Annotated in this window: 17 protein-coding genes; 10 read left to right on the top strand and 7 right to left on the bottom strand. The window is 73.0% G+C overall.

Annotated elements, in window-relative coordinates; all coding sequences use genetic code 11:
• Positions 1 to 80: 80 nt before the first annotated feature.
• Positions 81 to 1,181 carry a non-hydrolyzing UDP-N-acetylglucosamine 2-epimerase gene (gene wecB, locus GSF22_RS14750; RefSeq protein WP_208814137.1) on the bottom strand — a complete coding sequence of 367 codons (1,101 nt, stop codon included), beginning with the start codon at positions 1,179 to 1,181 and terminating at the stop codon, positions 81 to 83.
• A 328-nt stretch (positions 1,182 to 1,509) separates the two neighbouring features.
• Between wecB and GSF22_RS14745 the strand changes: the two genes are divergently transcribed.
• From GSF22_RS14745 to GSF22_RS14720, 6 genes are all read left to right on the top strand, one after another.
• Positions 1,510 to 3,015, top strand: coding sequence for a glycosyltransferase family 4 protein (locus GSF22_RS14745; RefSeq protein ID WP_208814142.1), 1,506 nt, complete (start codon positions 1,510 to 1,512; stop codon positions 3,013 to 3,015).
• A gap of 397 nt (positions 3,016 to 3,412) precedes the next feature.
• Entirely contained in the window at positions 3,413 to 5,095 is a 1,683-nt protein-coding gene (locus GSF22_RS14740) for a glycosyltransferase family 4 protein (RefSeq protein WP_439957779.1), read from the top strand.
• A complete protein-coding gene (locus GSF22_RS14735) occupies positions 5,092 to 6,657 on the top strand; it encodes a glycosyltransferase family 2 protein (RefSeq protein WP_208814136.1) in 1,566 nt (521 codons plus the stop codon). The genes GSF22_RS14740 and GSF22_RS14735 overlap by 4 nt, the downstream gene beginning before the upstream one ends.
• A gap of 5 nt (positions 6,658 to 6,662) precedes the next feature.
• Positions 6,663 to 7,946 (top strand): nucleotide sugar dehydrogenase, encoded by a 1,284-nt coding sequence (locus tag GSF22_RS14730; RefSeq protein ID WP_208814135.1) that lies wholly within the window; start codon positions 6,663 to 6,665, stop codon positions 7,944 to 7,946.
• Between the two features lie 113 nt (positions 7,947 to 8,059).
• Positions 8,060 to 9,451, top strand: a complete 1,392-nt coding sequence (locus GSF22_RS14725; protein ID WP_307803998.1) for a glycosyltransferase — start codon at positions 8,060 to 8,062, stop codon at positions 9,449 to 9,451.
• A complete protein-coding gene (locus tag GSF22_RS14720) occupies positions 9,448 to 11,637 on the top strand; it encodes a glycosyltransferase family 4 protein (protein WP_307803997.1) in 2,190 nt (729 codons plus the stop codon). Before GSF22_RS14725 ends, GSF22_RS14720 begins: the two co-directional genes overlap by 4 nt.
• 40 nt (positions 11,638 to 11,677) lie before the next feature.
• Here the strand turns inward: GSF22_RS14720 and GSF22_RS14715 are convergent, their stop codons facing one another.
• Both GSF22_RS14715 and GSF22_RS14710 read right to left on the bottom strand, forming a co-directional pair.
• Positions 11,678 to 12,217: an acyltransferase gene (locus GSF22_RS14715; RefSeq protein ID WP_208814133.1), complete on the bottom strand. Its 540-nt coding sequence runs from the start codon at positions 12,215 to 12,217 to the stop codon at positions 11,678 to 11,680.
• 30 nt (positions 12,218 to 12,247) lie between these two features.
• Positions 12,248 to 12,640 carry a DUF952 domain-containing protein gene (locus tag GSF22_RS14710; protein ID WP_208814132.1) on the bottom strand — a complete coding sequence of 131 codons (393 nt, stop codon included), beginning with the start codon at positions 12,638 to 12,640 and terminating at the stop codon, positions 12,248 to 12,250.
• A 119-nt stretch (positions 12,641 to 12,759) separates the two neighbouring features.
• On the opposite strand from GSF22_RS14710, the gene GSF22_RS14705 reads away from it, so the two are divergent.
• The 3 genes from GSF22_RS14705 to GSF22_RS14695 all read left to right on the top strand — a co-directional run bounded on the left by GSF22_RS14705 (position 12,760) and on the right by GSF22_RS14695 (position 15,309).
• Positions 12,760 to 13,071 carry a hypothetical protein gene (locus tag GSF22_RS14705; protein ID WP_208814131.1) on the top strand — a complete coding sequence of 104 codons (312 nt, stop codon included), beginning with the start codon at positions 12,760 to 12,762 and terminating at the stop codon, positions 13,069 to 13,071.
• Between the two features lie 159 nt (positions 13,072 to 13,230).
• Positions 13,231 to 13,887 carry a response regulator transcription factor gene (locus GSF22_RS14700; protein ID WP_208814130.1) on the top strand — a complete coding sequence of 219 codons (657 nt, stop codon included), beginning with the start codon at positions 13,231 to 13,233 and terminating at the stop codon, positions 13,885 to 13,887.
• A 12-nt stretch (positions 13,888 to 13,899) separates the two neighbouring features.
• On the top strand, positions 13,900 to 15,309 hold the full coding sequence (locus GSF22_RS14695; protein ID WP_208814129.1) for a sensor histidine kinase: 1,410 nt from the start codon (positions 13,900 to 13,902) through the stop codon (positions 15,307 to 15,309).
• Positions 15,310 to 15,325: 16 nt separating this feature from the next.
• On the opposite strand, the gene GSF22_RS14690 is transcribed toward GSF22_RS14695, so the two are convergent.
• The 4 genes from GSF22_RS14690 to GSF22_RS14675 form a co-directional block, all read right to left on the bottom strand.
• Entirely contained in the window at positions 15,326 to 16,234 is a 909-nt protein-coding gene (locus tag GSF22_RS14690) for a TAXI family TRAP transporter solute-binding subunit (protein WP_208814139.1), read from the bottom strand.
• A gap of 149 nt (positions 16,235 to 16,383) precedes the next feature.
• Positions 16,384 to 17,064 (bottom strand): hypothetical protein, encoded by a 681-nt coding sequence (locus tag GSF22_RS14685; RefSeq protein WP_244367409.1) that lies wholly within the window; start codon positions 17,062 to 17,064, stop codon positions 16,384 to 16,386.
• Positions 17,065 to 17,431: 367 nt separating this feature from the next.
• Positions 17,432 to 18,310, bottom strand: coding sequence for an AfsR/SARP family transcriptional regulator (locus GSF22_RS14680; RefSeq protein WP_208814128.1), 879 nt, complete (start codon positions 18,308 to 18,310; stop codon positions 17,432 to 17,434).
• A gap of 200 nt (positions 18,311 to 18,510) precedes the next feature.
• Positions 18,511 to 18,681: a hypothetical protein gene (locus tag GSF22_RS14675; RefSeq protein WP_208814127.1), complete on the bottom strand. Its 171-nt coding sequence runs from the start codon at positions 18,679 to 18,681 to the stop codon at positions 18,511 to 18,513.
• A gap of 80 nt (positions 18,682 to 18,761) precedes the next feature.
• On the opposite strand from GSF22_RS14675, the gene accD reads away from it, so the two are divergent.
• A partial coding sequence (accD, locus tag GSF22_RS14670) for an acetyl-CoA carboxylase, carboxyltransferase subunit beta (protein WP_208814126.1) occupies positions 18,762 to 19,600 on the top strand: 839 nt, incomplete at its 3' end.

Genomic DNA, 19,600 nt, shown 5'->3' with positions numbered 1-19,600 from the left:
CTTCTGCATCGCGCTGTTGCCGATCTTCCTGGGTACCGTCAGGGGTGAGGGGCGCTGCCGGTGCTGGTGGTCGTGCTGGTTCAGCCGGTCGACCCGGGGTGCTCGCCGGTGAGCACCGCGACCACCCGTTGCGCCGCCCGCCCGTCACCGTACGGCTCGCCCCGCTGCGCCGCCGGGGCGGCACGGGTGGCGATCTCCGCCCACGCCGGGGCACCCCGCTCCTGCGGCTGCGGGACCAGGATGTTCCAGCCGTCGGTCAGGGTCTCCGGCCACTCCGTCTCCGGCCGCAGCGTGGTGCACGGGCGGCCGAGCAGGTACGCCTCCTTCTGGAGCCCGCCCGAGTCGGTGACCACCCCGACCGCGCCGAGCACCCCGGCGACCATGCCGGCGTACGGCAGCGGACGGCCGATCCGCAGCGCGCCCCGGGCCAGTTTGATCCCGTGCTGCTCGGCCCGGGCCAGCAACCGGGGGTGGGCCAGCAGGGCCACCGGCAGCGGCAGCCCGGCCAGCGCGGTGACCAGGGCGTCGAGGCGGGCCGGGTCGTCGGTGTTCTCCGCCCGGTGCAGGGTGGCCAGCAGGTACGGCGCGTCCGGGTCGATCCCCTCGGGCAGCGCGGGCGGGACGTGCCCTCCGGCGAGCACCGTGTCGCGTACCCCGAGGCAGGCGTCGACCATCACGTCCCCGACCAGCCGGGACCGGGCGGCCAGCCCTTCCGCCGCGAGGTGCCGCATGGCCTCCTCGGTCGGGGCGAGCAGCAGGTCCGCGGCGTGGTCGGTGAGCACCCGGTTGTGCTCCTCCGGCATCCGGCGGTTGAACGACCGCAGTCCGGCCTCCAGGTGCGCCACCGGCAGGTGCTGCTTGACCGCGCTGAGCGCGCCGGCCAGCGTCGAGTTGGTGTCGCCGTAGACGAGGACCCAGTCGGGGCGCTCGGCGGCGAGCACCGGGTCGAGGGCGGCGAGCGCGGCGCCGGTCTGCGCGCCGTGCGAGCCCGAGCCGATGCCCAGGTGCACGTCCGGCGCCGGGATGCCGAGCCCGGTGAAGAAGACGTCCGACAGGTCGGCGTCGTAGTGCTGACCGGTGTGCACGATCACGTGCCGGTGGCCGGTGCCGGCGAAGGCGGCGGCGATGGGGGCGAGCTTCACCAACTGGGGCCGGGCCCCGACGACGCTGACGACCTTCACTTCGCGGTACTCCAGGTGTGGCTCGGGGAATCCGGCACGGGAGACCAGTGCGGCCCGTACCGCCGCGTGTCCCGACCGGTGACCAGGAGGGCGGATCCGACACCGCTCCTGGTGGCACCGACGCTCCGGAGTCTAGCCAGTGGCGGCGGGCGGTTGCCGTAGACTCGCCCCGGCCCGGCGGGGGAAGCCCGTGGTGCCCGCCGGGAGAGGCCGGTGGTGCCCAGGGGAGCGGCCCGTGGTGCTCGTCGGTGACCGGCCCGCAGAGCACGGAGGGGCACACACGATGGTGTTCGACGACGCCACGCCGCAACGGCGGGGCCGGATCGTCATGCTGGTGGACAACGGCGTCAACGGGGACTCCCGGGTGCAGAAGGCGGCGCGCAGCGCGGCCGAGGCGGGCTGGGAGGTCGTCCTGCTCGGCAAGTCGCCGACCGGTCGGCCGCAGAGCTGGCAGCTCGGGGACGCCGAGGTGCGCCTGCTGCCGGTCCCGGCGCCGCTGGCCAAGCCCCGCCACCAGTACCGTCGCCGCTGGCTGCGCGGGCTGCTCGGGTACCCGCCGGGCGGGATCGCCGCGCAGCGTGCCCAGACGGTCCGGGCCTGGCGGGCGGACCTGGCGTTGCGGGACGCGCAGCGGGCGGCGGCGGCCCGGACCGGCGTACCGGCGCCGACCGGCCCGCGTACCGGAGCGGGACTGCGGCGGGCCGAGGAGACTGCGGTCGGCCTGCTGGACCGGTGGGTGTCGTTCCGCGAGCGGCAGACCACCCGGTCGCCGCGTACCCTGCACGGCCCGTTCGACCGGGCGGTGACCGCGTTCTGGCAGTCCACCATGGGGGACCGGGCCTGGCGGAAGCTGGAGCCGGGCCTGTGGGACTGGGAGCTGGCCTTCGGCCCGGTGGTGGACGCCCTCGCGCCGGACCTGATCCACGCGAACGACTTCCGGATGCTCGGGGTCGCCGCGCGGGCCAAGATCCGGGCCGCCGTCAAGGGGCGCACGGTGAAGCTGGTCTGGGACGCCCACGAGTTCCTCCCCGGGGTGCGCCCGGTGCGGCACAACGCCCGCTGGCTGCCGGCGCACTGCGCGCACGAGCGGGAGTACGCCCGGCACGCCGACGCGGTGATGACGGTCTCCGACTCGCTGGCCGAACTGCTCGCCACGACCCACGGGCTGGCCGAGACCCCGGCGGTGGTGCTGAACGCCCCGGAGGCGGTCGCCCCGCAGGCGGGAGCGGACGCCGAGCCGCTGCCGGACCTGCGGGCGCGCTGCGGAGTGGGGCCGGGGACGCCGTTGCTGGTGTACAGCGGTGCCGCCGCCGAACAGCGTGGTCTGGGGATCATGGTGGAGGCGTTGCCGCAGCTGTCCGGTATGCACGTCGCCTTCGTGGTCAACTCACCCGACGGTGCGTACGTGCAGGGGCTGCTCACCCGGGCCGGGGAACTGGGTGTGGCGGACCGGGTGCACGTGTTGCCGTACGTGTCGCACTGGCAGGTGGTGCCGTTCCTGGCGGGGGCGGATGTCGGGGTGATTCCGATTCATCACTGGCCGAATCACGAGATCGCGTTGATCACGAAGTTCTTCGAGTATTCGCATGCGCGGTTGCCGTTGGTGGTCAGTGATGTGAAGACGATGGCGGCGACGGTGCGGTCGACGGGTCAGGGTGAGGTGTTCCGGGCCGAGGACGTGGCGGACTACGTGCGGGCGGTGCGGGCGGTGTTGGCTGATCCGGGTCGGTACCGGGCGGCGTACGACCGGCCGGGGTTGTTGGCGAACTGGACGTGGGAGGCGCAGGCGCGGGTGTTGGACGGGGTGTACGCCCGGCTCCTGCCAGACCGTTGACCCTGCCTCTGCAGGACGCCCCGCCCCGGCCCGTTCCGGCCTGGGTCGGCCCGGCCTGAATCGATCCGGCCGGGCCGTTCCGGCCGGGTCGGGCACCGCCCCGCCCGGTGGGAGCACGACCGGCATCGTTGGATAGTCTCCGTGCCGGTCTGACGGTTTCGCCGGTCGGTGTCCGCTTCGGTAACGTTTCGGGGCGCGGCGCCGCTGTCTGGAGTATGCGGATCCGTCCCGGTCCGGCACGCCTGCGGGGCCGGCCGGTCGACGTCGGCCATACCGGCGGTAACCAGGCCGGACGACCACGAACGTTCATGATCAGTTGGCTGGCCGTCCCGATGGTTGGCTACCGTACACTCGCCGGGGTCCTCCGCAGGCCCGACGGGAGAGGCAGAAGACGCAGATGAACTTCGACGGCGCTGCCGGGGCGCGGCGTACCCGTGGCCGGGTTGTCATGTTGGTGGACAACGGCGTCAACGGGGACTCCCGGGTGCAGAAGGCGGCGCGCAGCGCGGCCGAGGCGGGCTGGGAGGTCGTCCTGCTCGGCAAGTCCCCGGTCACCCAGCCGCAGAGCTGGCGCCTGGGTGACGCCGAGGTGCGCCTGCTGGTGATGCCCGACCCGCTGGCCCGCCGCCGGCACGAGTTCCGCCGGGCCTGGCTGCGCTGGCCGCTGGCGTACCCGCCCAGCGGGATCGCCGCCCACCGGGCCCAGGCGGTCAAGGCGTGGCAGACCGACCTGCGGATGCGCGCCGCCGAGCTGACCCTGGCCACCCGCGCCGGGGCCGGCGGCGGCCGGGTCAAGCTGCGTCAGCAGGCCCTGCGGGCCGAGCAGATCGCCGCCGGGCTGACCCGCAAGTGGGTGTCGTTCCGCTACTGGCAGCTCACCCGGGCCCGCAAGGGGCGCAAGCTGCGCAGCCCGTGGGACCGGGCGTACACCGTCTTCTGGCAGAAGATGTACGGCGACGGCGCCTGGCGGAAGCTGGAGCCGGGCCTGTGGGACTACGAGCTGGCCTACGGCCCGGTCATCGACGAGCTGGCCCCCGACCTGATCCACGCCAACGACTTCCGGATGCTCGGGGTTGCCGCGCGGGCCAAGATCCGGGCCGCCGCGCAGGGCCGCACGGTCAAGGTGGTCTGGGACGCCCACGAGTTCCTCCCCGGCATCAAGCCCTGGCAGGACAACGCCCGCTGGCTGCCGGCGCACTGCGCGCACGAGCGGGAGTACGCCCCCTACGCCGACGCGGTGATGACCGTCTCCGACTCGCTGGCCGAGCTGCTGGTCGCCACGCACCGGCTGCCCGAGACCCCGGCGGTGGTGCTCAACGCGCCGGCCGCCGAGCACGGCCCGACCGGCGCCGAGGCGGAACCGCTGCCGGACCTGCGGGCGCGCTGCGGGGTGGGGCCGGAGACGCCGTTGCTGGTGTACAGCGGTGCCGCCGCCAAGCAACGGGGTCTGGGGATCATGGTGGAGGCCCTGCCGCAGCTGCCCGGCATGCACGTCGCCCTGGTGGTCAACAAGCCGGACGGTCCCTACCTGACCGAGGTGAAGGCGCAGGCGGCGAAGCTGGGTGTGGCGGACCGGGTGCACGTGTTGCCGTACGTGTCGCACTGGCAGGTGGTGCCGTTCCTGGCGGGGGCGGATGTCGGGGTGATTCCGATTCATCACTGGCCGAATCACGAGATCGCGTTGATCACGAAGTTCTTCGAGTATTCGCATGCGCGGTTGCCGTTGGTGGTCAGTGATGTGAAGACGATGGCGGCGACGGTGCGGTCGACGGGTCAGGGTGAGGTGTTCCGGGCCGAGGACGTGGCGGACTACGTGCGGGCGGTGCGGGCGGTGTTGGCTGATCCGGGTCGGTACCGGGCGGCGTACGACCGGCCGGGGTTGTTGGCGAACTGGACGTGGGAGGCGCAGGCGCGGGTGTTGGACGGGGTGTACGCCCGGCTCCTGCCGGACGCCCCCGGCCCGGTCGGCGACACCTCCGGCAGCGCCGGTGACCCGCACGACAGCGCCGGCCCGGCGTACCACACCGGCCCGGTGGGCGGGCTGACCGGCGCACCGCCGAGGGCGGGAGTCACCGCGTGACCACCCCGGACGTCACCGTCGTGGTGGCGGTCTACAACACCATGCCGTACCTCACCCGGTGCCTGACCTCGCTGGTCGAGCAGACCATCGGACGGGAGCGGCTGGAGGTCGTCGCGGTCGACGACGGCTCCACCGACGGCAGCGGCCGGGAGCTGGACCGGTTCGCCCGGCTCTACCCGGACACCGTGCGGGTGGTGCACCAGCCCAACTCGGGTGGCCCGGCGGTACCGAGCAACCGAGCCCTGGACCTGGCCCGGGGCCGGTACGTCTTCTTCATCGGCGCGGACGACTACCTCGGCCCGGAGGCGCTGGCCCGGCTGGTGGCCGCCGCCGACCGGTGGGGCTCGGACGTCGTCCTCGGCCGGACCCTCGGGGTGAACAGCCGCAACATCCACCAGGCGATCTTCGCCGGTACCCAGGAACAGGTCGACCTGTTCGACTCGGCACTGCCCTGGTCGCTGTCGAACACGAAGCTGTTCCGGCGGGAGCTGATCGAGCGGTACGGGCTGCGCTACCTGGTGGACATGCCGGTCGGCAGCGACCAGCCGTTCACCATCGAGGCGTGCGTGCGGGCCGACCGGATCTCGGTGCTGGCCGACTACGACTACTACTACGCGGTCAAGCGGCTCAACGCCCGCAACATCACCTACCGCAGCCGGCACGTCGAGCGGCTGCGCTGCGTCGAGTCGTTGATGACCTTCGTCGCCGACCTGATCGGGCCGGGCAAGCAGCGCGACGCGGTGCTGCTGCGGCACTTCGCCTGGGAGACCGCCCGGCTGCTGGAGGACGACTTCCTCAAGCTGGACCGGGGTGTGCAGGAGCAGGTGCACGCCGGGGTGCGCAGCCTGGCCGAGCGGTACCTCACCGACCACATCCGCAGCCAACTCGACCTGGAGGGCCGGCTGCGGATCTCGATGGCCCAGCGGGGCAGCCTGGACGACCTGCTCGCGGTCATCCGGCAGGACGCCGAGCGGGGCGTACCGGCCACCGTGGTCGCCGGGGACCGCTGGTACGCCGCCTACCCCGGGTTCCGGGACGCCAACCGGGGGTTCCCGGACGACTGGTTCGAGGTCACCGAGCACGCCGCCGACTGGCTCGCCAAGTGTGACGTCACCTCGATCGGCTGGGAGGGCACCGAGGCCGGGCGGGTGCTCACCGTCACCGCCCGTAGCCCCCGGGCCGACCTGCTGACGCTCAGCGCCGAAGTGTCGATGAGCGTGGGTGACGCGGCGGCGACTACCCTGGAGACGTCGGCCGACGCCACCGGCACGACCATCCGGGCCGGTTTTCCGATGCACCCGCTGCTGAACCGGATCGGGCCGGGCGGTGAGCTACGGTCGGTACAGGTCCGGATCACCACCCCGGGCGGTACCGGCAGCGCGCCGGTGCGGGTACCCCGCCGGCCGACGGTGCCCCGGATGATCCACCGCCGGGGGGTCCGGCTGCACCTGATCACCCCCACGACCAATCACAAAGGCCAGCTCGTGGTCGCCATCACACCTGTCACCCCGCGTCGGGTCATCGCCCGGCTGCGGCGCAGGTGGCCTCAGGGAGGAAAGTAGTAACCATGAACATCTGTGTCGTCGCGCTCGGCAAGATCGGTCTGCCGCTTGCCGTGCAGTTCGCCACGAAGGGCCACCGGGTGATCGGTGCCGACGTCTCCGAGCGCGTGGTGGGACTGGTCAACGACGGGGCGGTGCCGTTCCCCGGTGAGGCCGACCTGGACGTCAAGCTCAAGGAGGTCGTCGCCGCCGGCCTCTTCTCCGCCACCACCGACACCGCCGCCGCCGTCGCGCAGTCCGAGGCGGTCGTGGTCGTGGTGCCGCTCTTCGTCGACGCCGAGGGCGTACCGGACTTCGGCTGGATGGACGACGCGACCCGGGCCATCGCCGCCGGGCTCAAGCCGGGCACCCTGGTCAGCTACGAGACGACCCTGCCGGTGGGTACCACCCGCAACCGGTGGGCGCCGATGCTGGAGCAGGGCTCCGGGCTGACCGCCGGTAAGGACTTCTCCCTGGTCTTCAGCCCGGAGCGGGTGCTCACCGGCCGGGTCTTCGCCGACCTGCGCCGCTACCCGAAGCTGGTCGGCGGCATCGACGAGTCCTCCGCCCGGCGGGGCGTCGAGTTCTACGAGGCGGTCCTCGACTTCGACGAGCGCACCGACCTGCCCCGCCCGAACGGCGTCTGGGACCTCGGTTCCGCCGAGGCGTCCGAGCTGGCCAAGCTCGCCGAGACCACCTACCGGGACGTCAACATCGGGCTGGCCAACCAGTTCGCCCGGTTCGCCGACACGGTGGGCGTGGACGTCCTCAAGGTCATCGAGGCGTGCAACAGCCAGCCGTACAGCCACATCCACTCGCCCGGCATCGCCGTCGGCGGGCACTGCATCCCGATCTACCCCCGGATGTACCTGTGGAACGACCCGGCCGCCACGGTCGTCCGCTCCGCCCGGGAGGCCAACGCGGCCATGCCGGAGTACGCCGTCGACCTGCTCGCCGCCGCCTACGGTGACCTGACCGGGGCGGGTGTGCTGGTGCTCGGCGCCGCCTACCGGGGCGGGGTCAAGGAGACCGCGTTCTCCGGGGTGTTCGGCACCGTGGAGGCGCTGCGCCGCCGGGGCGCCGTCGCGTACGTCTCCGACCCGATGTACACCAACGAGGAACTGGCCGCGCACGGGCTGCCCCCGTACGACGGTGAGCCGGTCGTGGCGGCGGTCATCCAGGCCGACCACGCCGAGTACCGCACGCTCGCCCCGGCCGACCTGCCGGGCGTGCGGGTCCTGGTCGACGGCCGCCGGGTCACCGACCCGGCCCGCTGGACCGAGGTCCGGCGCGTCGTCATCGGCGGCTGAGCGGCCCACCGCCAGCCCGCACGGTCGAGGCACGTCCACCCCTACCTGAAGAAAGCGCGATGCGACCTCACCACAACCCGCTCGATCCGCGTCCAACCGAGGGATCGACGCAGGTGGAGGGCGGTCCGGCAGTCGGCGACGGCCTGCCGGACCGCGCCGGCGCCGACCCGGGCGTGTCCACGTCCGGCCGGCAGCTCCGGGTGCTCTACCTGTCGTTCTTCTTTCCCCCCAGCCGGGCCAGCGGCGTGTTCCGGGGACGGGCCACCGCCAACCACTTCGCCCAGGCCGGCTGGGACGTCACCGTCATCACCGCGCCCCGGGAGTTCTTCAGCTACTACCTGGACAAGGCGAACGACCCGACCCTGGAGGCGACCGTCGACCCCCGGGTCAAGGTCGAACGCCCGCCGATGAACACCTACCACTGGGAGACCGACGTCCGGCGGTTCGGCCGGCTGCGGAAGAACTTCCCGGTGGTCACCGACCGGTTCTACCGGCGGGTGCTCAGTTCCTTCCTGCCGGAGCACTACGTCGGCTGGATCCCCGGGCTGCTCGCCCGGGCCTTCAAGCTGCACGCCAAGCAGCGCTTCGACCTGGTCGTCGCCACCGGCAACCCGTTCGTCTCGTTCGCCGCCGCCTGGGCGCTCGGCCGGACCTGGCGGGTGCCGTACGTGGTCGACTACCGGGACGCGTGGACGTTCAACCAGTTCACCGAGGAGGTCCGGTTCGGCGAGGGCACCCGGACCGCCACCTGGGAGGCCCGGGTACTCCGGGACGCCGCCGAGATCGTCTTCGTCAACGACGGCATGCGGCAGTGGTACGCCGACCGCTACCCGAACGCCGCCGACCGGATGACCGTCGTACCCAACGGCTGGGAGCCGGAGTTCGTCGGCCGTCCGGCGTTCAGCCCGCCCGATCCGGACCGGCCGCTGCGTTTCGGCTACCTCGGCACCGTCACGCCCTACCTGCCGTTGGACATCCTCTTTGACGGCTGGCGTCGTGCCCGCGAGCATCCGCTGCTCGCCGACGCCGAGTTCAACATCCACGGCCACCTGGGGTTCTTCCCGGAGTCGGCAGCCGCGCTCCGGGAGAGTATCGAACAGCACGCCGACGCCGGGGTGCGCTTCCGGGGCGCCTTCGGCAAGGCGGAGGCCGCAGGGGTGTACGCGCAGACCGACGTGCTGGTCTTCTGCGTACCCGGTGCCAAGTACGTCACCTCCGGCAAGGTCTTCGAGTACATGGCCTCCGGCAAGCCGGTCGTCTCCGTACACAAGCCGGATATCGCGGCGGCAGAGGTGCTCCGGGACTACCCGCTGTGGTACGCCGGCGAACAGTTGGATGCCGAGACGGTGGCGCAGTCCTTCATCGCGGCGGCGGAGGGTGCCCGCAAGTGTGACGAAACCCAGTACAATGCGGCGCTCGCCCACGCCGACAACTACACCCGCAGTGCAACCCTCAGCCCGTGGGAGGCTCGGATGCGTGCCCTGGTCGAGGAGCGGTCAAGGTGAGTCTGCCGAAGAAGGTCGCCTACCTGGCACTTGGTCCGCTACGGACGACGGGCGCCCGCACCCACGCCTCCCTGCTCGCCGCAGCGGGGTCTACGGTCCGGCTGATCGTCGCCGACCTGCCCGACTGGGCGGGTGTCGAGCTGCCGGACACAGTGACCCTGCATCGAATCGACGCCCGGGAGCAGCGGACGATGATCAGGGCGGCCCGACGCCTGCTGCTCTCCCGGAACGGTCCGCTGACCGACGTTGACCTGCTGATCGCCGGCGATCCGCAGTCGATACCGGTGGCCTGGGACGTCGCCTGCCGGCGTCCGGGCCTGGCGGTACACCTCGAACCCACCGAGGACCCCGCCCGCCGGCCTGCGCCGGCCGACCTGGCGGTGGTCACCCCCTGGTACCCGTCGGAGAACAACGCTCTCGCCGGAGCCTTCGTCAAGGCGGCGATCAGAGCGGTGGACGGCGGATTCGAGCGGGTGTCGATCCTGCAGACCGAGGACTGGGCCTACCCGTACGACTCCCGGATCGCCCAGTTGATCGCGGTGTCCGCGCAGCGACTGACCGAACGGCACGGCCAAGTGACGGTACGCGACACCCCGGAGGGCGAACTCACCCGGTGCACCGTGCCGATCTCGTCCCAGCGTGACTACGCCGCCTGGGCGAACGCGCACACCAGCGCGCTGGCCGCCAGTCTCCCCACCGGGGTGATCGAAGCGCCGGTGATCCACGCGCACACCGGGATCTACGGCGGTGTCGCCGCCGTCCGGCTGGCCCGTCCGGATGCCCGGATCGTGGTGACCGAGCACGCGACCTTTCTGCCGCAGGTGTTCAAGCAGCCGGCAGCCCGCAAGTTGTACGACGAGATGCTCAGCCGGGTGGACGTGCTGCTCTGCGTCGGCGGCGGGCTCTACCAGCTGATTAGTACGCAGTTCCCGCACCATGCGGCGAAGCTGCGGATCGTGCCAAACGCGATCGACTTCGACGATTTCGCCTGGCGTCCGGAGCCGCCCCGGGAGCCGCTGCGCTGGCTCTACGTCGGTCGGTTGAGCGAACACAAGGGAGTGCGCCCGCTGCTGGAGGCGTTCGCCCGGATCTCCAACGAGGAGCCGGGAGCGAGCCTGACCCTGGTCGGTTCCGGGGCGCTGGAGGACGACTTGCGGGCCAGGGTCGCTGAGCTGGGGCTGACCGAGCGCGTGCGACTGCTGCCTGCCGTACCGCCCGAGCAGGTCGCCGGCCTGATGCACCGGCACGACCTGCTGGTGCACGCCAGCCGGATGGAGACCTTCGGGATGACGGTGGTCGAGGCCGTCGCCACCGGTACCCCTGTCCTGGTGGCGCGCAGCGAAGGGCCGTTGGAGACGCTGGCCGGGCTGGACGGGGTGGCCGGTCGGCTCTTCGACATCAGCGACGACCCCGACGTCATCGTCGATGCGTACCGCGAACTGCGTGCAGGGTTCGACCGGTTGAACATGGTCGCGGCGCGGGAGTCCCTGCTGGCCCGTTACGGCCGGAAGGCGGTCGGGGCTCAGCTGATGGACGCCTATCGGTCTACGTCTGCAGCGGTAGCGGCCGGAAAGCCTGCAGCGGTGGCCGGGCCGCTCGCCGCCCCGGCTGCCGTCGGGCCGGTGACCCCAACCGGGGAGCGCACCGTTGTGGTGGCGATCAGCCCGCCCAACTTCAACCTGGTCCGGGACTTCGTGCACCGCCTGCTGGGGCTGGGCATCGCGGTCGACGTGATCACCAACGATCCGAAGCTGTGGCAGCGTTCCGCCGTCGACGAGCGGGTCCGCCTGCTGCCGCTGGACGCCGCCGAACGGCGCCGCCCGGTGCTGCGCGCCGAGCGGCTGCTGGTCTACCGGGCGCCCGGCAAGGTGCTCTCCGTGGCCCGGGACCGGGCCCGCCGGCAGGACGCCATCTGGCCGGAACTCGCGGTGTCCAACCTGCAACGGGTCCACAGCAAACTGGCGAAGACCTTCCACACCTCGGTCTTCTACGGCGGGTACCGGGTGGTCCGGCCCCGGGTGCTGTGGCGGATCGTGCAGCGGGACATCCTGCCCAAGCTGGACCTGGCCCGGACCAACCGGGTCGTCGTCAGCGGGGTCTACGGCGTGGCGATCGGCTGGCAGCTGGCCCGGCGCCACCCCGGGTTGACCGTGACCACCGCGCTGGTCACCCCCGGGTCGGACTGAGTGGTGCCCCGGGTGGCGGACCGCCACCCGGGGCACCCGGTCACCGCTGCGGGGGCGTCGACACGTCCCGGGAGACCACGTCACCCCGCTCGTCGACCCAGCCCTTCGGCCGCGCCGGGTTGCCGGCGACCAACTGGTACGGGGCGACGTCCCGGGTCACCACCGACCCGGCGGCGATCATCGCGTACGAGCCGACCTCGATGCCGCAGACCAGGGTGGCGTTCGCGCCGATCGAGGCGCCCTTGCGGATCACGGTCGGGGTGATCTCCCAGTCCGGGTTCTGCGCCCGGGGGCGGAAGTCGTTGGTGAAGACCGCGCAGGGGCCGACGAAGACCTCGTCCTCGATGGTGACGCCCTTGTAGACCGACACGTTGTTCTGCACCTTGACCCGGTCACCGATCACCACGTCGGCGTCGACGTAGACGTTGCGCCCGATGACGCAACCGGCCCCGACCTGCGCGGTGGACCGGATGTGCGCGAGGTGCCAGACCTTCGTCCCGTCGCCCACCCGGGCGCCCTTCTCGACGTCGGCCGTGGGGTGGACGAAGACCGGGTCGGACGATGCGGTGTGTGTGGTCATGGCCGGAGCATATCGAGGCGGTTCGGCCGGTCAGCCGGTGACCGTGTCCGGCCCGTCCGCCGCGCCGGGCCCGTCCGCCGCGGCGGCGGCCAGCACGGCGGTGACCGCCTCGTCCACCGGCGTGCCGGTCGGCAGGGCGTCGACGGCGACCACCGCGTCCACCGGCAGCGGACCGTACAGGTGCGGGAAGAGGGCGCCGCCCCGGGACGCCTCCCAGCGCAGCCCGGCGCCGAGCCGGGCCGGGTCCACGGTCAGCAGGGTCAGCCCGGTCACCCCGGCGAAGTGCCGGCGGGCGGTTTCGGCGAGCTGGTCGGCGGCCGAGAAGTGGACGAACCCGTCGCGGTGGTCGACCGCCGACCCGGCGTACCGGCCCTGCGCCCGGGCCTGTTCCCACTCGCTGGTGGCCAGCAACTTGTAGATCACCCCGGCAGCCTACGCCGGTGGCCGGAGCGCCGGCCCGCGTCGATTTCGCCGGTACCGCCAGCGGTGGCCGGGGCGGCCGGGCATGCTCAGGTGAGCGGCCGGCACACGAGGGAGCAGTGATGGACGGGTACGACGAGGACTGGAGTGCGGACCAGCGTGCGCTCTACGACGAGTGCCGCCGCGCCGGGCAGGAGTGGGCGGCCGACCCGGACACCCCGCCCGACGACCTCCAGCACGTGATCAACCTCGCCGAGGCGGACGACGACGCGTTCGACCTCGCCGAGATCGACTACCCGCCCCTGGTCGACGCGGTCGCCGAGGTCACCGGGGAGAACATCACCAGCGTCCCGGCCAGCCACACCGACCCGGCCTTCCGGGGCTTCGTGGACGGCGTACGGGAGACCGTCGCCGACGACGTGTTCGGGCTGTGAGCGACCGCGACCGACGTCTCCGGACGGTGACCGACCCCGGCGTCGCACCCTGATCCGGGCCGGCCCACCCGGATAGGGGTGCCCCGGCCGGTCCGGTGGCTGCGCGATCCGCCCTCCGACCCGCACAATGTGCGCAGTCGTACGGGGAGGGAGGCCGGGTTGCGGATCCTGCTGGTCGAGGACGACCGTCGGGTGGCCGGGGCGCTGGTGTCGGCGTTGACCCGGCGGGGGTACGACGTCGAGCACGCCGCCACCGCCGAGGCGGCGCTCTCCGCTGCCCCGTGCGACCTGGTGCTGCTCGACCTCAACCTGCCCGACGGCGACGGCCTGGAGGTGTGCCGCGCGCTGCGCCGACGCAGCGCCCAGCTCGGCATCATCGCGGTCACCGCCCGGGGCGAGGAACGGGACCGGGTGCTCGGGTTGCGGGTCGGGGCCGACGACTACGTGGTGAAGCCGTTCTCGATGGGCGAGTTGCAGGCCCGGATCGAGGCGGTGCTGCGCCGGGCCGCGCACACCCGGCCGGAACGGGACCTGCTGGAGGCGGGCCGGATCAGCATCGACGTGGCGGCCCGGACGGTGGCGGTGGACGGCCGGCCGGTGAGCCTGACCCGCAAGGAGTTCGACATCCTCGTCTCGCTGGCCCGCCAGTCCGGCCTGGCCGTACCCCGGGACCGGATCGTGCTGGACGTCTGGGGCACCACCTGGACCGACCGGCACACCGTCGAGGTGCACGTCGGCTCGCTGCGCGGCAAGCTGGGCGACCCCCGGCTGGTGGAGACGGTCCGGGGCGTGGGCTACCGCCTGCGCGGCGAGTGACCGGAGCCGCTGGTGCGTCGTCGTCTGGTGATCAGCTACCTGTTGCTGATGGTGCTGGTGCTGCTGGCCCTGGAGACCCCGCTCGCGATGATCCTGGCGACCCGCGAGACCGACCAGGTCCGGGCCGACCGGCTGGCCGACGCGACCCGGTACGCCTCGCTGGCCGGGCCGGCGCTGCGGGACGGGGTGGTCGGTCCGCTCGGTGCCGAGCTGGCCAGCTACGACGAGCTGTACGGCATCGGGGCGGCGGTGGTCGACCGGGACCGCCGTGCGGTCGTCCTGTCGCCGCGCTACCCGGACCCGCCCGGCGCCGAGGAGGCGGTCCGGACCGCGCTCGCCGGCCAGCAGTTCACCGGCCCGGCGGCGGTGTGGCCGTGGCAGGGCGCACCGATCGTGGTCGCGGTGCCGATCAACGACGGCGGTGAGGTGCTCGGCGCGGTGGTCATCTCCAGCCGCGCCGACCCGGTACGCCGGGCGGTGACCACCTGGTGGCTGCTGCTCGCGGTGATCGGGGTACTGGCCATGCTGGCCTGCGTGCTGACCGCGATCCGGATGGCCGGTTGGGTGCTGCGCCCGGTGACCGAGCTGGACGCGGTGACCCACGAGATCGCCGAGGGCGACAGCGCGGCCCGGGTGCAGCACCAGCTCGGCCCGCCGGAGTTGCGCCGGCTGGCGGTGAGCTTCAACGACATGGCCGACGCGGTCTCCGACGTGCTGGACCAGCAGCGGGCGTTCGTCGCCCACGCCAGCCACCAGTTGCGCAATCCGCTGACCGCGTTGCGGCTGCGGGTGGAGGAGCTGGGGGCCAGCCTGACCGACGAGTACAGCATCGCCGAGCACCGGTTCGCCCTGGAGGAGACCGACCGGCTGGCCCAGGTGCTCGACGCGCTGCTCACCCTGGCCCGGGCGGAGCGGGCGCAGAACCAGCGGGTCACCGTGGACGCCGCCCAGGTGGCGGCCTCCCGGGTGACCGCCTGGGAGCCGTTGGCCCGTCGCCGCCGGATCACCCTGCGGCTGGTCGGCGGGGGCGGGCCGCTCTACGCGCGTACCGTGCCCACCGCCGTCGACCAGGCGCTGGACGCCCTGATCGACAACGCCGTCAAGTTCAGCGACGAGGGTGGCCTGGTGGAGGTCACCGTACGGCCGGTGGACGGCGGGGTCGGCCTGTGCGTCCGGGACCAGGGGCGGGGCATGACCCCGACCCAGCTGGGCCAGGCCACCGAACGGTTCTGGCGGGCCCCCGACGCGCAGAACGTCGAGGGGGCCGGTCTCGGGTTGACCATCGTCGCCGTACTGGTCGACGCGTCCGGCGGCCGGCTGAGCATGTACCCGGCCGAACCGAAGGGGCTCGTCGCCGAGCTGTGGTTCCCGGTGGGGGAGCGTACGCCGCAGGCGCGGCACGAGTGCGTCACCGGGGCATGATCCGCCCGGGCCGCCGTCAGGGTTTGGTCGCCCGGTAGTACTCGGCCGCGCCGGGGTGCAGGGTCAACGGCGCCACCGCGATCGCCGAGCGGGGACTGAGCCGGCCGGCCGCCGGGTGGGCCCGGGCCAGTTCCTCACGCCGCTCCATCAGCAGCCGGGTCACCTCCCGGACCAGCCGGTCCGGCAGGCCCGGGGCGACCACCAGGTAGTTCGGGTTCGCCACCGTGGTCACCGCCTCCACGCCGTACACCGAACGCGGCACGTCCCGGGAGACGTACACCTCGCTGTGCAGGCGGCGCAGCGGTTCGGTCCACTGGCCGAGGTCGACGATCCGGGTCGGGCTGTCCCGGGCCAACTCGTCGATCGCCTTCACCGGCAGGCCACCGGAGAAGAAGAACGCGTCGATCCGGCCCTCCCGCAGGGCGGCGACCGAGGCGTCCAGGCCGAGCCGTTCCCGCCGGATCGCGCCACCGCCCAGGCCGGCCACGCTCAGCAGCCGGTTGGTGGTGATCTCGGTACCGGACCCGGGTGCGCCCACCGAGACCCGGCGGCCACGCAGGTCCGGCAGTCGGCGTACCGGGCTGCCGGCGGTGGTGACCAGGTGCAGCAGGTCGTCGTAGACCCGGGCCACGCCGAGCGGGCGGGGTCCGGTGTCGGCCGACGCGGGGGGCAGCACGTCGGCCTGGGTGAAGCCCAGCTCGGCCCGACCGGTACTGACCAGGGCCACGTTCTCCGCGGAGGCCGCGGTGACCACGACGGTGGCCCGCACGTTCGGCAGTTCGCGGTTGAGGATCGTGGCCAGGGACTGGCCGAAGGCGTAGTAGACGGCGGTGGCGCTGCCGGTGGCGATGCGGATCCGCACCGGCTGCGGCGGTTCCTCCGTGCACGCCGAGACCAGGAACACGGTGGTGACCAGGAGCGTCAGCGGTGCCCGGAGGCCGTCGCGCCACCGCTTCCGGACCGACCAGCCAAGGATCACGCTGAACTGTCCGACAGGCGGGGCGCACCGCGCAACCCCTGTTCCGGGTTCGGTGCGTGGATACCGTCCGATCGGATGAGGTGGTGACCGGTGACTCAGTAGGCGACGGTGAGCGGCGAGGGTGGGGTGGCGTGCTGCATGATCCGCTCCGCGTCGGCGCCGTTGCGCACGCTGACCACTGTGCAGCCGGCACCGGGGACCAGCGTGGCCGGTACCTCCAGCACCGTCGCGCCCCGGACCAGCACGGCGGCCAGGTCCTGGTCGTTGAGGCGTACCCCGAGGATGTGCTTGCGCACGTGCCGGCCGGCACCGAGCAGCGCGGCCCGCCACGCGGCGGCGGCCAGTCGGGGACGCCAGACCCGGCGGGCGGCGGAGGTCCCGCTGGTGGAGGGGGTCAGCAGTTCCTGGCGGCCCTGCCGCCAGCCGGTCTCCACGGCCGCCGCGTAGGCCACCCGGTCGGTCCGGGGGACGTAGAGCCGGTGCAGCTGGTACCGGCGCCGCAGGCCGCCCGTGGTCACCTCGTGGGCGACGGCGATGTCCAGGCGGCTCAGCAGGTACTTCATCCGCTCGGCAGCGGGTTCCCGGTTGAATTCGATCATTCCGGTCCGGTAGCCCTCGGACTGCCGCCACGGGCCCACGTCGGTCAGCGGTGCGGCACTGCACCGGGTCAGACAGGCCAGTTCGAACGCGTCGGCCAGGATCAGCCAGTCCAGCCGGGGCCCCACCGGCGTCGGGGGGAGTCGCCGAGGGGGTAGCAGGAGGGTGTCGGTCGCCATGGTCCGCTCCCGGGTGCTCGGTGTCGGGTTTCCATCACCGTGCTGGTTGACGACGCCGGGCGGTACCACTGGGGGCAAGCCTTGAGGAAATCTTGCGCGGAGCGGGCGTCGAAGTCGCCCACCCACGGGTGTTTTCCCCCGAATGTGGGTGACCGCTGTGCGGGCCGGTTGCGGGGGCGGTCGTGTCCGGGGGCGTCGTGTCGTCGTCCGGGCTCGGTCGGGAGGGCCGACTCTGGTGTGGGGACCCTGTCGAACTGCTCCGTTCGTGCCAGCAGCTCGACAGCGTGCCGACCGCACGCACACCCGGGCCTCCCGGCTCCGACGTCCCGTCCGGGCCGGATCACCGGGGCGGATCACCAGAGCCGGATCAGTCGACCGGGCCACCCGGGCCGGTACCAGCACCCGGCCCGCCCGGGCGGTCGGCGACCGCCGCCGTCCGGTCCGGCGGCCGGCGGCCACCGGGGATCACCGGCGGGTGGCTGCCCGCCCCGGCGGGGCGGGGCTGTCCCAGCGGCGAGAGGATGTGGTCGAGCAGCGCGCACATGGTCGGCGAGGGCTCCAGTTGCAGGTCCCGCATGATCAAATCGCGGTAGACGTAGAAGGCGTGCAGCGCCTCGTAGGCGTTCCCCTCGGCGAGGTGCACCTGCACGATCAGGCGGTGCGGGGTCTCCCGGAGCGGCTCGGCGCGCATCGCCTCCAGGGCCGCCTGGAGGGCCTCCCCGTGCTGGCCGGCCCGTAGCTGGGTCCGGGCGATCTCCTCCAGCGCGTGCAGCCGCAACTGGCGGAGCCGTTCCCGCTCCACCAGCACCCAGTCGTCGTACCAGCCGGGGAGCAGATCGTGCCGGCCCGCCGCGAGCACCACCGCGGCCTGGCGGGGCGCGACGCCGTCGCGGACGCCGTCCGCCGTGCGGACGAGTTCGTCGACGTCGAGCTCGACGGCCGGGTCGAGGCGGACGGTGTCCCCCACGGTGACCACCGGACAGTAGGCGGAGCGGCGCAACCGCCACAGCGCGGTCCGCAGTCGGGACAGGGCGCGCTCGTCCGGGCTGTCCGGCCAGAGCAGGCCGCCCAGTTCCGCCCGGGTCGCCCCGGGGCGCAGCCCCACCAGGGCGATCACCCGTTGCAGGCCGCGGGGGATCACCACCGGGGCACCGTCGTGCCGCAGACGGAAACCGTCCAGCAGGTCCAGGCGTACCCGGGCGGAGCCGGAGTGCCGTGTCCCGCCGCTGCTCTCTCCAGCGGCCATGGTCCACCCCCTGCGTCGGGATCACCGGAACGGCTGATCGGGGACAGTCGGCGGGAACGGTGGGGTTCCAGCGACAGTACTCACAAATGCGACGAACGGTATCAATCGGTCTTACTCGCCGTCAATGACCGGGCCGTCGAGCGCCCACGTCATCCGCTACGGATCGTCCACCTCAAGCCGTCAACCTGGAGTTTCACCCGTCACCAGGCCGTCAACCGGGCCGCCGCCCGGTCCTGCCGTTGGTGACAGTCGGTGGACGACACGGCGGAGATGGTGAGCCCACCGGAACCGACGCCACCCACAGTGCGGCGGGAGCGGCCGGACGAACCGGTGCCGGCCACGGTGGTGGGGGAGGAGACGTCGCCATGCACCGATCACTGATCGTCGCCCGGCTCACGCCGGACGCGGCACCACAGGCGCGGCAGGCCCGTACCGGCACCGGGGAGCAACGATGACCGCCGGGGTGGCGGTCGCGGATCCGGCGTGGGTACGCTGCCCGGCCTGCTCGGCCCTGCTCTACGGCAAGCGCCTGCGGCGCAACCTGCACGTCTGCCCCGAGTGCGGCGACCACCAGCGACTCGACGCACCGACCCGGATCCGACAGCTCACCGATGCCGGCACCTTCCGGCCGCTGCCCGGCCCACCGCCGGAACAGCGTGACCCGGTCGGGTTCGTGGACCTGCTGCCGTACCCGCAGCGGCTGACCGCCGCCCGGGCCGCCACCGGTCTGGCCGAGGCCGTGGTCTGCGGCGAGGCCACCATCGCCGGGCACCCGGTGGTGCTCGCGGTGATGGACTTCCGGTTCCTCGGCGGCAGCCTGGGCTGCGCGGTGGGTGAACTCGTCACCCGGGCCGCCGAACACGCCCTCACCCGCCGCCGGCCCTTCATCGTGGTGACCGCCTCCGGTGGCGCCCGGATGCAGGAGGGTGTGCTGGCCCTGATGCAGATGGCCACCGTCAGCCAGGCCATCGCCACGCTGCGCGAGGCGGGCGTGGTCACGGTCAGCGTGATCACCGACCCGACGTACGGCGGGGTGGCCGCGTCGTACGCCATGAACACCGATGTGGTGTTCGCCGAGCGGGGCGCCCGGATGGGCTTCGCCGGCCCCCGGGTGATCCGCCAGACCCTGCGTCAGGAACTGCCCCCCGGGTTCCAGACCGCCGAGTTCCTGCTCCGCCACGGTCAGGTCGACGCGGTCTTCGAACGCGGTACCCTGCGCGGCCGGCTCGCCACCCTGCTCGCCGTCACCGCCGCGCCGGTCGCCCCGGCTGCCCCGGTGCCGCCCCCGGC

Origin of the sequence: Micromonospora echinofusca, assembly GCF_017614955.1 — a bacterium.
In the GTDB taxonomy this organism is placed as follows: Bacteria; Actinomycetota; Actinomycetes; order Mycobacteriales; family Micromonosporaceae; genus Micromonospora; species Micromonospora echinofusca_A.
This window is presented reverse-complemented; position numbering and strand designations above follow the sequence as displayed.